The sequence below is a fragment of the Pseudomonas helleri genome, from assembly GCF_045830615.1.
Lineage (GTDB): Bacteria > Pseudomonadota > Gammaproteobacteria > Pseudomonadales > Pseudomonadaceae > Aquipseudomonas > Aquipseudomonas helleri.
The window spans coordinates 3,342,920-3,356,717 of sequence record NZ_CP174501.1 but is presented as its reverse complement, the minus strand read 5'-3'; the positions used below and the strand labels follow the sequence as shown (position 1 = coordinate 3,356,717).

The 13,798-nt window shown below is 61.4% G+C and carries 12 protein-coding genes; 11 read left to right on the top strand and 1 reads right to left on the bottom strand.

Features of this window, described 5'->3' with window-relative positions:
* Window positions 1-66 precede the first annotated feature (66 nt).
* On the bottom strand, window positions 67-780 hold the full coding sequence (locus ACJJU9_RS14885; protein ID WP_153333749.1) for a FadR/GntR family transcriptional regulator: 714 nt from the start codon (window positions 778-780) through the stop codon (window positions 67-69).
* Window positions 781-1,059: 279 nt separating this feature from the next.
* Here ACJJU9_RS14885 and ACJJU9_RS14880 point away from each other — a divergent pair, with 279 nt between their 5' ends.
* The 11 genes from ACJJU9_RS14880 (at window position 1,060) to lpdA (ending at window position 13,708) form a co-directional block, all read left to right on the top strand.
* On the top strand, window positions 1,060-2,301 hold the full coding sequence (locus ACJJU9_RS14880; protein ID WP_088500383.1) for a branched-chain amino acid ABC transporter substrate-binding protein: 1,242 nt from the start codon (window positions 1,060-1,062) through the stop codon (window positions 2,299-2,301).
* Window positions 2,302-2,360: 59 nt separating this feature from the next.
* Window positions 2,361-3,302 (top strand): branched-chain amino acid ABC transporter permease, encoded by a 942-nt coding sequence (locus ACJJU9_RS14875; RefSeq protein ID WP_048369285.1) that lies wholly within the window; start codon window positions 2,361-2,363, stop codon window positions 3,300-3,302.
* 3 nt (window positions 3,303-3,305) lie between these two features.
* Entirely contained in the window at window positions 3,306-4,583 is a 1,278-nt protein-coding gene (locus tag ACJJU9_RS14870; protein WP_407728869.1) for a branched-chain amino acid ABC transporter permease, read from the top strand.
* Window positions 4,580-5,335: an ABC transporter ATP-binding protein gene (locus ACJJU9_RS14865; RefSeq protein ID WP_278937658.1), complete on the top strand. Its 756-nt coding sequence runs from the start codon at window positions 4,580-4,582 to the stop codon at window positions 5,333-5,335. Before ACJJU9_RS14870 ends, ACJJU9_RS14865 begins: the two co-directional genes overlap by 4 nt.
* Window positions 5,332-6,054 (top strand): ABC transporter ATP-binding protein, encoded by a 723-nt coding sequence (locus ACJJU9_RS14860; protein WP_048369282.1) that lies wholly within the window; start codon window positions 5,332-5,334, stop codon window positions 6,052-6,054. Before ACJJU9_RS14865 ends, ACJJU9_RS14860 begins: the two co-directional genes overlap by 4 nt.
* A 119-nt stretch (window positions 6,055-6,173) precedes the next feature.
* Window positions 6,174-7,415, top strand: a complete 1,242-nt coding sequence (locus ACJJU9_RS14855) for an OprD family porin (RefSeq protein WP_048386926.1) — start codon at window positions 6,174-6,176, stop codon at window positions 7,413-7,415.
* A gap of 126 nt (window positions 7,416-7,541) precedes the next feature.
* Window positions 7,542-8,354, top strand: a complete 813-nt coding sequence (locus ACJJU9_RS14850; protein ID WP_153333741.1) for an SDR family NAD(P)-dependent oxidoreductase — start codon at window positions 7,542-7,544, stop codon at window positions 8,352-8,354.
* A 63-nt stretch (window positions 8,355-8,417) separates the two neighbouring features.
* Window positions 8,418-10,610 carry a thiamine pyrophosphate-dependent enzyme gene (locus ACJJU9_RS14845; protein ID WP_407728868.1) on the top strand — a complete coding sequence of 731 codons (2,193 nt, stop codon included), beginning with the start codon at window positions 8,418-8,420 and terminating at the stop codon, window positions 10,608-10,610.
* Window positions 10,607-11,092 (top strand): VOC family protein, encoded by a 486-nt coding sequence (locus ACJJU9_RS14840; protein ID WP_153328603.1) that lies wholly within the window; start codon window positions 10,607-10,609, stop codon window positions 11,090-11,092. The genes ACJJU9_RS14845 and ACJJU9_RS14840 overlap by 4 nt, the downstream gene beginning before the upstream one ends.
* Window positions 11,092-12,306: a pyruvate dehydrogenase complex dihydrolipoamide acetyltransferase gene (locus tag ACJJU9_RS14835; protein ID WP_407728867.1), complete on the top strand. Its 1,215-nt coding sequence runs from the start codon at window positions 11,092-11,094 to the stop codon at window positions 12,304-12,306. Before ACJJU9_RS14840 ends, ACJJU9_RS14835 begins: the two co-directional genes overlap by 1 nt.
* 10 nt (window positions 12,307-12,316) lie before the next feature.
* A complete protein-coding gene (gene lpdA, locus ACJJU9_RS14830; RefSeq protein WP_407728866.1) occupies window positions 12,317-13,708 on the top strand; it encodes a dihydrolipoyl dehydrogenase in 1,392 nt (463 codons plus the stop codon).
* Window positions 13,709-13,798: the final 90 nt, after the last annotated feature.

The window sequence follows — 13,798 nt, the reverse complement described above, 5'->3', positions numbered from 1 at the left end:
TGTTTTTGTTGTCTGACAGGATGGTAGGAGGCTTCCCTTTTCAGTGTCAAGGGTGCTGCAGGAGGATCAGTCCTGCAGGTACATGTCCATGCGTTTGGCAGCATTGCGCAGATGACGTTCGGCGGCTTCGCCCGCCCGCACCGGATCGCGCGCCTGAATGGCCTGGAAGATGGCCTGGTGTTCGTCCTGCACCGCCTGGATCAGCTCGTTGTAGATCGCCGCCGTGTTGCTGCGGGCCTCGCGAATCAGGCGCCGGACACTGTGATCGAGGTATTCATTCAGCGATTTGAAATGCGGGTTATGGGTGGCCGCGACAATCGCCTGGTGGAAGGCATAGTCCTCTTCATCACCCAGTTGGTCGTTGACCATGGCGTATTCCATGCCGACTAACGCCTGGCGAATTTTCTTCAAGTCTTCCGGGGTATGGCGCAACGCTGCAAGGCGCGTGGCGCCCACTTCGATGGTGATCAGGAACTCGAGGATGTGCAGCAGGGAGTCTTCTTCGTTGAGCGACACTTCATTGAGGCGGAAGGCGTGACGCTCGCCGCGCTTGGCCACGAAGGCGCCTTTGCCTTGCTGGGTGGTGATCAGTTCTTCGAACTTGAGTTGCGACAAGGCTTCGCGCACCACCGCCCGGCTGACCGAAAACTGTTCGCACAACTGTCGTTCGCTGGGCAGTTGATCGCCGGTGGCCAGCCGCCCGGAGTGGATTTCGCCACTGAGCCAGTTGACGATTTCCATTGGCAAGGGCTGGTTGCTTTGTACGTTAACGCTTTTCATTGTGAGTCCTCTGCCGCGAGGCAGCGCGGGTACGGGCATAAGTGATTGGCTGAGAATAGTGAAGGAATGGGCTGTGGTCTTACAAGTTTAGAAATTTTTTATCGGCTCAAGCCTGCACATTTCAAGGTGTTTGAGTGAATCAATCAGAAATAAATGCACTTTTTTGCCCGTGGGTGCTTTGACTTCGGCGCAGCGTTGTCGTAATTTTCGTCAACTGGTCTGACATGTCGATGATGATGTTCGACCAGATCGTACATAAAAATAAAAAACGAGGCTTCCATGCACACAAAGACCACGCTGCGTCTGCTCACCTTCGGCACGACCCTGCTCGCCGGTATCGCCTGCGCTGATCCTTTGAAAGTAGCGTTGGTTGAGACCCTGTCGGGACCCTCCGCTGCCACCGGGCAAATGTTCCGGGCTGCCACGCGCTTCCAGATCGACCGCCTGAACGCTGAAGGTGGCTGGAATGGCGAACCCATCCAGTTGCTCGAATTCGATAGCCAGGGCACCCCGGCCGGCGCTTCTGAAAAACTCAAGGCTGCAATTGGCAGCGGCGCACAAATGATCGTTCAGGGCGCCTCGTCAGTGGCGGCCGGGCAAATCACAGAAGATGTGCGCAAGTACAACCTGCGCAACAAGGGCAAGGAAGTCGTGTTCCTCAACGTCGGCGGTGAGGCCCTGGAACTCACCGGCAGCAAATGCCACTTCTACCACTTCCGCTTCAACGGCAATGCGCCAATCCGGGTCAAAACCTTGGTGGCAGCCATGAAAGAAGCCGGCACCCTGGGCACTAAAGTCTATTCCATGAACCAGAACTACAGCTGGGGCCAGGACATGGAAAAAGCCATCACCGACAACGCCGCGGCGGGGGGGTATCAGTTGGTGGGCAAAAGCCTGCACGACACCCAGAAAGTCCAGGATTTCGCCCCTTACATCGCCCGTATCCAGGCCTCTGGCGCTGAAACCGTGCTCACCGGTAACTGGGGCAACGACTTGCTCTTGCTGATGAAAGCCAGCCGTGCGGCGGGCCTCAAATTGCGCTTTGGCACCGCCTTCCTCGATCAGCCAGGCAACCTGGCGAACGCCGGTGATGTTGCGTTGGGGCATTACGTTTCGCACCCGTTCAACATTGAAGCCGCAGGCGAGCAGGGCGAGAAGTTCGCCACCGAGTACCAAGCCAAGACCGGGCACCTGCCAGCCTATATCGAGCCGCAAACCGTGTTCGCCTTGCAGATGGTGGGCAATGTGCTGAAAACCTTGCCGGCAGAAGACGGCCGCCTCAACACCCGCAGCTTCGCCCTGGCCCTGGAAAAAGCCAGCGACAGCAACCCGCTGGGGGCCGTGCGCATGCGTGCCGAAGACCACCAACTGCTGATGCCATTCGTGGTGTCGGTGGTCTCCAAAGACGCGCGCTACAAGGTTGACGGCACCGACATGGGCTTTGTCCCGATCAAGTCGTTCAGCGCCGATGAAGCCGCAGCGCCGGTGCAAGCTGACTGCCGCATGCAACGGCCCGACTGACGCCGCCTGGCGTGCCACCCGGCACGCCTTTTTGTCCATCGCGAACGCTGGAGTCGCCTATGGAATTCCTCACAGTTTCACTGCTTAACGGCGTGATCTACGGCCTGCTGCTGTTCATGGTTTCTGCTGGCCTGACGCTGATCTTTGGCATGATGGGCGTGCTCAATTTCGCCCATGCCTCCTTTTATATGGTGGGCGCCTACCTGGCCTACACCCTGCAAAAATACGTCGGCTTTGTCGGCGCGGTGCTGCTTTCGACCGTGCTGGTGGGGCTGATCGGGGTGATTGTCGAGCGCTTCTTCCTGCGCCGCGTACACAAGTACGGGCACGCCCACGAACTGCTGCTGACCTTTGGCCTGACGTTCATCATTGTTGAGCTGATCAAGTTGTTCTACGGCAACTTCTCGGTGGAATACCGGGTGCCGGAGTTCCTCAACTTCGCCGCGTTCCAGGTGTTCAGCACCGACTATCCGTTTTACCGGCTGCTGATGGGCATTGTCTCGCTGCTGGTATTTGCCCTGATCTATCTGCTGCTGACCCGCACCCGGGTCGGCATCGTGGTGCGCGCAGCAATCCATCGTCCACAAATGGCCGAGGCCCTGGGGCATAACGTGCCGCTGGTGTTCATGGCGGTGTTCGGCATCGGCGCGGCCCTTGCCGGGCTGGCCGGTGCACTGGCGGGCGCCTTCTACACCACCAACCCGAACATGGCGCTGGAGCTTGGGGTGATTGTGTTTGTCGTGGTGGTGGTCGGCGGTTTGGGCTCAATGGCCGGGGCGATGGTGGCCTCGCTGTTGATCGGCCTGATTTCATCCTTCGCCGTGGGCGTGGACCTCAGCCTGGCGTCAGTGTTCGGTCTGTTTGGTGCCGGTGAATGGGCGCAGCAAATGGGCGGTTTGATGACCCTCAAGGTGTCCAGCGTTGCGGCCACCATTCCATTTGCGCTGATGCTGCTGATTTTGCTGATCCGGCCATCCGGGTTAATGGGCGAGAAGGGGTAGACCATGAAACTCACAAAAATCCTGCTGCTGGTCTTGCTGCTGGCACTCGTTGTGGTGCCCGCTGTTGTACCGGCGTCGATGGTCAACGCGGCCATTCAAATGCTGATCGCGGCCTTGTTTGCCTGTGCCTTTAACCTGCTGTGCGGGCAGGGCGGCATGCTTTCGTTTGGCCACGCGGCGTACTTTGGCGTCGGCTCGTTTGCCACGCTGCACGCGATGAACGCGCTAAATGGTCATGGCCTGCTGCCAACACCTTTGCTGCCGCTGATCGGCGCCCTGGGTGGTTTTATCTGCGGGGTGTGCGCGGGCTGGTTCGCGACCAAACGTGCTGGTGTGTACTTCTCGATGATCACCCTGGCGCTGGCCGAGTTGCTGCACTCGCTGGCTCCGCACCTGAGCGCGCTGTTTGGCGGTGAAGCGGGTATTTCGTCCATGCGCAGCCCGGCGTGGGGCCTGGATTTTGGCGATGCGACCCAAGTCTATTACCTGACCCTGGTGTGGGTGGTGATGTCGATTGCCTTGCTCTACGCCTTCACCCTGACGCCCATGGGCCGCCTGACTTTCGCCCTGCGCGAGAACGGCCACCGGCTGCAATTTCTCGGCTACAACGTGCACCGTTTGCGGGTGCTGGTGTTTGCTCTGTCAGCGATGTTTTCCGGGATCGCCGGCGGCTTGCAGGCCCTGAACCTGGAGTCGGCCAACTACGTGCTGTTCGATATGCACTATTCCGCCGAGGTGGTCCTCAACACCTACATCGGCGGGGTCAACGTGTTCCTCGGACCGGTTCTGGGCGCGGCCTTGATGACCTTTTTTGGCAACGCCGCCTCCGACCTCACCCAATCCTGGTTGCTGTATCAGGGGCTGTTGTTCGTGCTGGTGATGATGTTTATGCCCAGCGGTCTGGCCGGGCTGGTGCTGGCCTGGAGTGCGCAGATCCGGCGCAACGGCTGGCTGGCGGTGATCCCGGCTGCCGTGACGGCGTTGCTGACGGCTGCGCTGGTGAGCCTGGCCGTGGTGTTTGCCATCGAAACCTTGCAACGGGTGTTCAGCCAGGATTACCAGGCGCTGCTGATTGCCGGTCAGCCGTGGCCCGCCATCAGCCTGTTTGGCCGCGACTGGTTACCTGGTTCGCCACTGACCTGGGCCATGCCGCTGCTGCTGTGCCTGGCCGGGCTGTTGATGCTCAAACTGGCACGGCGCCAATGGCTGCGCCTGCTAGACGATGAACGCGGGTCCAAACCTGCCGCACTCACGCTGCAAGCCGAAGGAGATGCCCCATGAGCCGCGCGATTTTGCAGTTACACGACGTGCACAAATCCTTTGGCGAGGCCCACATCATTCGCGGCGCAGAGCTTGAACTGCGCGACGGCGAGCGGCATGCGGTGATTGGTCCCAACGGCGCGGGCAAGTCGACGTTGTTCCACTTGATCTCCGGGCAGTTGCAGCCCACCAGCGGCAAGATCGTGCTGGGCGATACGCCGATTCAGGGGCGCTCGCCGGAGCACATCAACCATTTGGGTCTGTCGCGCTCGTTTCAGATCACCAACATTTTTCCGGGGCTGACGGTGTTCGAAAACCTGCGCATTGCGGTCATGCGCAAGCACCACATGCAGTACCACTTCTGGCGCTCGGTCCAGCGTTACCCCGAGGTGCGCGAGCAGACCGAAAAGCTGCTGGAGCAAGTGCGCCTGCAAGACAAGCAAAGCGTGTGCGCGGCGCAGCTGTCTTACTCCGAGCAGCGTGCACTGGAAATCGGCATGACCCTGGCCAGTGACCCGCGGGTGATCCTGCTCGACGAGCCCATGGCAGGCATGTCTCACGAAGAAACCGACTACGCCTTGCAGTTGATTCGTGAGGTGACCCAAGGCCGATCTTTGCTGATTGTCGAGCACGACATGGACGTGGTGTTTTCGCTGTGCGACCGCATCAGCGTGCTGGTGTACGGCCAGGTCATCGCCACCGGTACGCCGGATGAAATCCGTGCAGATCGCCGGGTACAGGAAGCCTATCTGGGTGAGGAGCAATGCGCATGAGTGCGACCCCGCAAAACCTGCTGTCGATCAGCGACCTGCATGTGCATTACGGCAAGAGCCACGTGCTGCACGGGGTCAACCTCAACATCGGCCACAACGAAGTGGTCAGCTTGCTGGGGCGCAATGGCGCCGGGCGCTCCACCACCATGAAAGCGGTGATGGGCCTGGTGCCTGCCAGCGCGGGCAGCATCCAGCTGGCAGGCCGTGAATTGACCGGGCTCAGGCCGTATCGGGTCAGCCGGGCCGGGGTCGGTTTTGTCCCGGAAGAGCGCGAAGTGTTTGCCAACCTCAGCGTCGAAGAAAACCTGCGCATGGGCCAGCAAGAGCCGACGCCGGGCGCCACGGCCTGGACGGTCGAGCAGATGTTCGAGTTTTTCCCGAGGCTGCGGGAGCGCCGCAACACCGGCGCGGGCAACCTCTCGGGCGGCGAGCAGCAAATGCTTACCTTGTGCCGTTCGCTGCTGGGTTGCCCGAAAGTGCTGCTGATCGATGAGCCCACTGAAGGCCTGGCGCCGAAGATCGTGGCGGTGGTGGCAGAGGCCATTCGCGACATCCACCACCGCGGGGTGTCGATCCTGCTGGTGGAACAAAAGCTGACCATCGCCCTGAAGGTGTCCTCGCGGGTTTGCGTGATGGGCCACGGGCAGATTGTTTTTGAAGGCACGCCGCAAGCGCTGACCGACGACCCCGATTTGATGAAGGAGTGGCTGGCGGTCTAGAGCGCCAGCCGCAACATTCAACCCGGCAGGTTCGCCTGCCAATTCCCCCCGACGGTATGGCGAGACACGCGTTCGCCAGGGGTTTCTGCGTCTTAAATCCAACAGGAAAAACAATAAAAATGAACCTGAATAAATACATCGCCGCACAACCCCTGCTGTTGCTGAGCACCTTGCCGGGCCTGGTTCTGGCGCAGGAGCATGGCTTTATCGAGGACGCCACGGCCAACGTGCTGATGCGCAACTTCTACTTCAATCGCGACTTTCGTGACAGCAACGCCAGCCAAGCCAAGAGCGAGGAATGGGCGCAGGGCTTTCTGCTCAATGCGCAGTCTGGCTACACCCAAGGGTTTGTGGGGGTAGGCGTAGACCTGATCGGCCGCCTCGGGGTCAAGCTCGACAGTGGTGGTGGGCGTGCGGGCACGCTGTTGCTGCCTGCCGACGGCAAAGGCTCGGCGGATGACTTTTCCAGCCTGGGCGCGGCGCTGAAATTAAAGATGTCGAAGACCGAACTGAAAGTCGGTGAATTGCTGCCCAGCCTGCCGATCCTCCAATACAACGACGCGCGCCTGCTGCCGCAGACGTTTCAGGGGGCGATGCTGACCTCCAAAGAAATCACCGGCCTGACCCTGAATGCCGGGCAGATGCGCTCCTTCACCCAGCGTAATTCCAGCAACCGCGAAGACATGTTTATCGATGGCCGCGCCTTCGCCACCTCTGACCGTTACAACTATTTGGGCGGTGAATACCGCTTCAACCAGGAGCGCACCATGGTTGGCCTGTGGGGCGCTGAGCTGGAGGACATTTACCGGCAGCGCTTTATCCAGTTCACCCACAAACAACCCGTGGGCGACTGGACCCTGGGCACCAATATCGGCTTGCTCGACTCAGAAGAGCAGGGCGATGCCAAGGCCGGCAAAATCGACAACCGCTCGTTCTTCACCACCCTCAGCGCCGCCCATGGCGGGCACACGGTGATGGCTGCCTGGCAGCGCATGTATGGCGACGACGGGACCATCTGGCTCAGCCCGACCACCACTGTGTTGCCCAGCGATGTTCAGGTGCGCAATTTCGCCTCCGCCCAGGAAAAAGCCTGGCAACTGCGTTACGACTACAACTTTGTCGCCATGGGCATCCCGGGGCTGACCACCTTTGTGCGTTACGTCAGTGGCGACAATGTGCTGGTGGCGGGCAGCAACACCGGCAAGGAATGGGAGCGCGATTTTGACGTGTCGTACGTGATCCAGAGCGGCCCTCTGAAAAACCTTGGCCTGCGCTGGAGAAACGCCATGGTGCGCTCCAGTTTCGGCCCGTCAGTGGACGATAACCGCCTGATCGTCAGCTACAGCCTCGCGCTGTTTTGATCGGCAAGTTGACTGATCCGGTAACAATTTCCTTTGACAGAGCCCTTACTGCGGGTTAGTTTTTCGTCACTGGTCTGACAAGTTAATTTAAATGTATGACCAGCTATAAAAATAAGTGAGAACCTCATGTCCCATTCAGATAGTTCTGCACCTGTTTTCCAGCACAGCGCCTATGCCGGCATCCAGGACAAAGTGGTGGTGGTCACCGGCGGCGGCAGCGGCATTGGTCTGGCCCTCGCCAAAGGCTTTGCGCGCAACGGCGCACATTTGCTGCTGATCGATATCAACGCTCAGGCCATGGCCGATGCCAAGGGCGAGCTCCAGCAAGAATTCCCTGAGACCCGGGTTGAATGCTTTGAGGCGTCGGTAACTGACGAAGACGCCATTGACGCAGCCTTTGCTCACGCCAAGGCGTGCTTCGGGCGCATTGACGTGCTGCTCAACAACGCCGGTGTTTCCATCAACAAGCCGTCCCTCGACATCACCCCGGTCGAATGGCGCCGGGCCGTAGAGATCAACTTCAGCAGCGTGTTCATCTGCGCCCAGGCGGCTGCCCGGCACATGATCGAGCAGCAAGCGGGCGTGATCATCAATACCTCGTCGATGTGGGGCGTGTCGCACTCCGCAGAGCGCACCGCGTACTGCTCGACCAAAGCGGCGGTGGTGTCCATGACCAAATGCCTGGCCGTCGAGTGGGCGCGCCACGGTATCCGCGTCAACGCCATCGGGCCTGGTTACACCCGCACTCCGCTGGTCGATGAGCTGCAACGCGCAGGCCGTCTGGACGTTGACGCCCTGAGCAAGCGCACGCCGCTGCACCGCCTGGGTGAACCGGGCGAAATGGCCGAGCTGGCGCTGTTTCTGGCCTCTGGCAGCGCGACCTTCATTACCGGGCAAATCTACGTCTCGGACGGCGGCTGGACCGCTAACGGTTTCTAGCTTTCCTTCGTTGTGCCGGCCCGCAGGGGCCGGTCGCTTTGAGTTCTTTGTGGAGAAGTAAACATGCCGAATAGTGTTGCCTTGTCGCCGGCATCGCCGTGGGTCGAGCTGAGTACCACCGACGCCGACTGGAAGCAGGCCGACCCCGCGCTGCTGGGCACCATGCTCAGCCAGTTGCACCTGATCCGGGCTTTTGAAGAAACCGTACTGGAATTGGCTGGAGAAGGCCTGGTGCACGGTCCGGCGCACTCCAGCATCGGCCAGGAAGGCGGCGCGGTCGGTTCGATCGTGCCGCTGGGCGCAGCAGATGAAGTCAACGGTTCACACCGTGGCCACCACCAGTTTCTGGCCAAGGCGCTGGTGTACCTGATGCCCGAGGGCATTGACCCGAAAGCGCCGATCAACCCGTCGATCCAGAATTTGCTGCAACGCACCCTGGCAGAAATCCTCGGCCTGGCCCAAGGCTTCTGCAAAGGTCGGGGCGGCTCCATGCACCTGCAATGGGCCGAGGCGGGCGCCCTGGGCACCAACGCGATCGTTGGCGGCGGTGTACCGTTGGCGGCGGGCGCGGCCTGGGCCCACCGGCATGCGCAGACCGACACCGTGGCGGTCACCTATTTCGGTGACGGCGCGGTCAACATCGGTTCGGTGCTGGAAACCATGAACCTGGCGGCGGCCTGGAAATTGCCGCTGTGCTTCTTTATCGAGAACAACCTCTACGCCGTGTCGACCACGGTAGACGAAGCCACCGCCGAACCGCGCCTTTCGGCCCGCGGCCTGGGCTTTAATATCCCGAGCTGGAAAGTCGACGGCATGGACCCGCTGGCGGTGTACCTGGCCATGCAACAAGCGCTGGCGCACATGCGTGCCGGCAATGGCCCGACCGTGATCGAAGCCGACGTGTACCGTTTCTTCCACCAGAATGGTCCGTTCCCCGGTAGCGCCTTCGGTTATCGCAGCAAAGAGGAAGAGCAACACTGGCGTGCCCGTGACCCGCTGGACCGCCTGGCCACTGAAATGAAAAAACGCGCGCTGATCGACGATGCCGGTCTGACCGCGCTGCGTGAAACCATCAAGGCGGCCATGGCTGAAGCCGCGGCCCAGTTGCTTGAAGCGGACCCGTCCGGCAAGCCGGGCAAACGGCGGATTCGCCCCGAGCTGTGGCCAGCAGCGGACTTTCGTGACGTGGGCATTCGTGGCGACCTCAGCGAGCTGTCCGATGCCCGCACCTGCGAGCAAGCGAGCTACAGCGGCACCCTGGAAAAACGCAAATTCATCGACGCGATTGCCGATGTGATGAACCGGCGCATGGAAACCGACGACAGCATCGTGGTCATGGGCGAAGACGTACATCGCCTCAAGGGCGGCACCAACGGCGCCACCCGTGGCTTGAAAGAGCGTTTCCCGGAGCGGATTCTCGGCACGCCCATCAGCGAAAACGCCTTCTGCGGCCTCGGCGGCGGGATGGCCCTCGATGGTCGCTTTAAACCCGTGGTGGAGTTCATGTACCCGGACTTTATGTGGGTGGCCGCCGACCAGGTGTTCAACCAGATCGGCAAGGCCCGGCACATGTTCGGCGGGCAAAGCGACGTGCCCTTGGTACTGCGCACCAAAATCGCCATGGGCACCGGCTACGGCTCGCAGCACTCCATGGACCCGGCAGGCATTTACGTGACCAGCCCCGGCTGGCGCATCGTCGCCGCGTCGACGCCGTTTGACTACATCGGCCTGATGAACACCGCGCTGGCCTGCAAAGACCCGGTGCTGGTGATCGAACATGTCGACTTGTACAGCCAGACCGGTGAAGTGCCGACTGACGACCTGGACTACCAGATCCCGTTTGGTACCGCCGCCATTCGCCGCGAAGGCCGCGAGCTGACCATCCTGACCTACCTGAGCATGGTCGGGCATTCCCTGGAAGCCGTCGAGCAGACCGGCATCGACGCCGAAGTCATCGACCTGCGGTTTCTCGACCGCGCCAGTTTTGACTGGGCCACGGTAGAGGCGAGTATCCGCAAGACCAACAACGTGCTGATTGTCGAGCAGGGCGCCCGTGGCACTTCCTACGGTGGTTGGCTGGCAGACGAACTGCAACGTCGTTGCTTCGACTGGCTCGACCAGCCGATTCAGCGGGTCACCGGTGGCGAAGGCTCGCCGAGTATTTCCAAAGTTCTGGAGCGTGCCGCCAGTGCCCGCACCGAAGAAGTGGTTGAAGGCCTGCAACAGGTCATCCGCGAAAAAGGAGCACGTCCATGAGCGTCAACATGCTGGTTCCAATGGAAGTCGGTATTTGCTGCGTCGACTTGCCGGCCCTCAGCCGGTTTTATCAGGACGTGCTGGGCTTTACCTTTGTCGCCCAGGTGCAAATGCCCGCCGCCGCTGCGCAACGCGTGGGGCTGAGCGAGGGCGGTTACAGCGTGGTGCGCTTGCAGACGCCTTACGGCGAGCGGATCAAATTGCTTGCCCCGGAGCGCACGCCCACCCGGCATGTCGACGGGTTGATCCTCGACCGCCAGAACGCCAGTTACCTGACCTTTATCGTCGAAGACATCGCCAGTCTGGTCGCTGACTTGAAGCGCGCCGGTGCGAGCTTTTTCGCCGGTGACGAGGCGATCCAGCTGCGTCCCGAGGTGAAAGCGCTGTTTTGCCGCGATCCGGAAGGCAACGTGCTGGAGTTGGTCGAGTACGCCGACATCGCCGCCTACCGTCCTGACCTTTTCAACCACCGGAGTGCCTGATGGCCAAGCTCTTGCACATGCCCGAGGTGTCGGCCAACGCGACCCACGCCGCCATCCAGAATTGGGCCATCAAAGAAGGCGAAACAATTGCCGTGGGCGATTGCATTGCCGAGATCGAAACTGAAAAAGCCCTGGTAGAACTGGCCGCTGAAGAAGAGGGCGTGCTGGGTAAAATCCTCGTCGAGGCGGGCCGCGAAGTGGAAGTGGGCTCGCCCATCGGTGTGTTGTTTGCCAAGGGTGAAAACAACGTCGACATTGCCGCGTTGCTGGCCAAGGCGGGCGCGCCACAGGCTGCACCCGCGCCGGTAGCCGATGAGGCGCCTGTCGTACCTGCGCCTGTCGCTGCGCAGCCAGCGCAAACGGGTCGGGTCTTTGCCAGCCCCTTGGCGCGCCGTCTGGCGGCCGCCAAAGGGTTGGACCTGGCGAGCCTTAAAGGCAGCGGCCCCAACGGCCGTATCGTCAAGCGCGACGTCGAAGCCGCCAGCGCCGCCCCCGTAGCACCTGCGCCGGTGGTTGCAGCAGCGGTCAGCGGCCCGGGCTTTGATGAAATCCCCCACAGCGGCATGCGCAAAACCATTGCCCGGCGCCTGGTAGAGAGCAAGGCCACGGTCCCGCATTTTTACCTGGACGTCGAGATTCGCATGGAGCGCTTGCTGGCCTTGCGTGAGCAAGTCAACCAGAGCGCGCCGCGCAAAATCTCGATCAACGACTTTATCGTCAAGGCCGTGGCCGTGGCCTTGCGCCAGGTACCGGCCATGAACGTGACCTGGACCGACACTGCGCTGCGCCAGTACCACGAGGTCGATGTGTGCGTGGCGGTGTCCACGGACACCGGGCTGATTACCCCGGTAGTGCGCAACGCGGGCGGCAAAGCCTTGTCGCAGATCAGCGCCGATGTCGCCGAACTGGCCGGGCGTGCCCGTGACGGACGCCTGCGGCCCGAGGAATATCAGGGCGGCAGTTTCACCATCAGCAACCTGGGCATGTTCGGTGTCGAGCAATTCAGCGCCATTATCAACCCGCCTCATGCAGCGATTCTGGCCGTGGGCGCGACCCAGCAGAAGCCGGTGGTTGAAGACGGCGAGCTGAAAGCCGGCGCGGTCATGCGTTGCACCTTGTCGGTGGACCACCGCGCCGTGGATGGCGCGCTGGCGGCGCAATGGCTGGCCGTGTTCAAGGGCCTGATGGAAAACCCGCTGGGCATGCTGATTTGAGGGAGTCCCCATGAGCAATAACACTTTTGACGTGATCGTGGTGGGCGGCGGCCCCGGCGGTTACGTCGCGGCGATCCGGGCCAGCCAGTTGGGCCTGCGCACGGCGCTGGTCGAAAAGGCCCACTTGGGCGGGATCTGCCTGAACTGGGGCTGCATCCCCACCAAAGCCTTGTTGCGCAGCGCCGACGTCTTGCGCCTGATCCGCAATGCCAAAGGCTTTGGCATTGACGTGGGCCAGGCCAAACCGGACCTGGAGGCCATCGTCAAACGTTCCCGCGACGTGGCGGCGCAGTTGCAGCGCGGCGTCAGCGGGCTGATGAAAAAACACCGTGTCCAGGTCTTCAACGGTCATGGACGGCTTAATGGCCCGCAGCGGCTGAGCGTGACAGGCGAGCAGGGCGAACAACAGCTGAGTGCGGCGCACATCATCCTTGCCACCGGCGCACGGGCCCGCGTGCTACCGGGCATGGAGCCAGACGACCAACACTTCTGGACCTACCGCGAAGCGCTGGTGCCAAAAAGCATACCCAAGCGTTTGGTGATCATTGGTGGCGGCGCCATCGGCATCGAGTTCGCCAGCTTCTACCACGCCCTGGGTGCCCACGTCAGCGTGGTGGAGATGGCCGAGCGCATCCTGCCGGTCGAAGACCAGGACATCAGCGCCCACGTGGCTCAGTCGCTGACCCGTGAAGGCATCCACCTGTATACCGGTTGTGCAGTCAAAAGCAGCCACGTCCAGCAGGGCAGCGTCCAGGTGCAACTGCAAGGCAAGCGCCAAGAGGCGTTACAGGCCGATGTGGTGCTGGTGGCAGCCGGGATTGTGGGCAACGTTGAAGACCTTGGGCTCGAAGGGACTCGGGTCAAGGTCGAGCGCAGCCATGTGCAGGTTGATGAATACTGCCGCACCGACGAACCGGGCGTGTACGCCATTGGCGACCTTGCCGGGGCACCGTGGCTGGCGCACAAGGCCAGCCACGAAGCGGTGATCTGCGTAGAGAAAATCGCCGGGAAAACCCCGCATCCGTTGAACCCGCTCAGCGTGCCCGCGTGCACCTACAGCCACCCGCAAGTGGCCAGCGTGGGCTATACCGAAGCCCAGGCACGCGCGGCCGGCAAAGCGCTTAACGTCGGTAAATTCCCCTTTGTAGCCAACGGCAAGGCCATCGCCATGGGCGCCACCGAAGGTTTCGTCAAAGTCATCTTTGACGCCGACAGCGGCGAACTGTTGGGCGCACACATGGTGGGTGAAGAAGTCACCGAAATGATCCAGAGCTACGTCATCGCCCGCGGGCTTGAGACCACCGAAGCGGAACTGATCGACAGCATCCTGCCGCACCCGACCATGTCCGAAGCCATGCACGAAGCTGTGCTGGCCGCCTACGAGCGGGCACTACACAGCTGACAACCCTTTCACCTCGCCTGTAGGAGCGAGCTTGTCTCGCGATCTTTTGATCTTCAAAACACCCGATCAAAAGACCGCGAGCACGCTGGC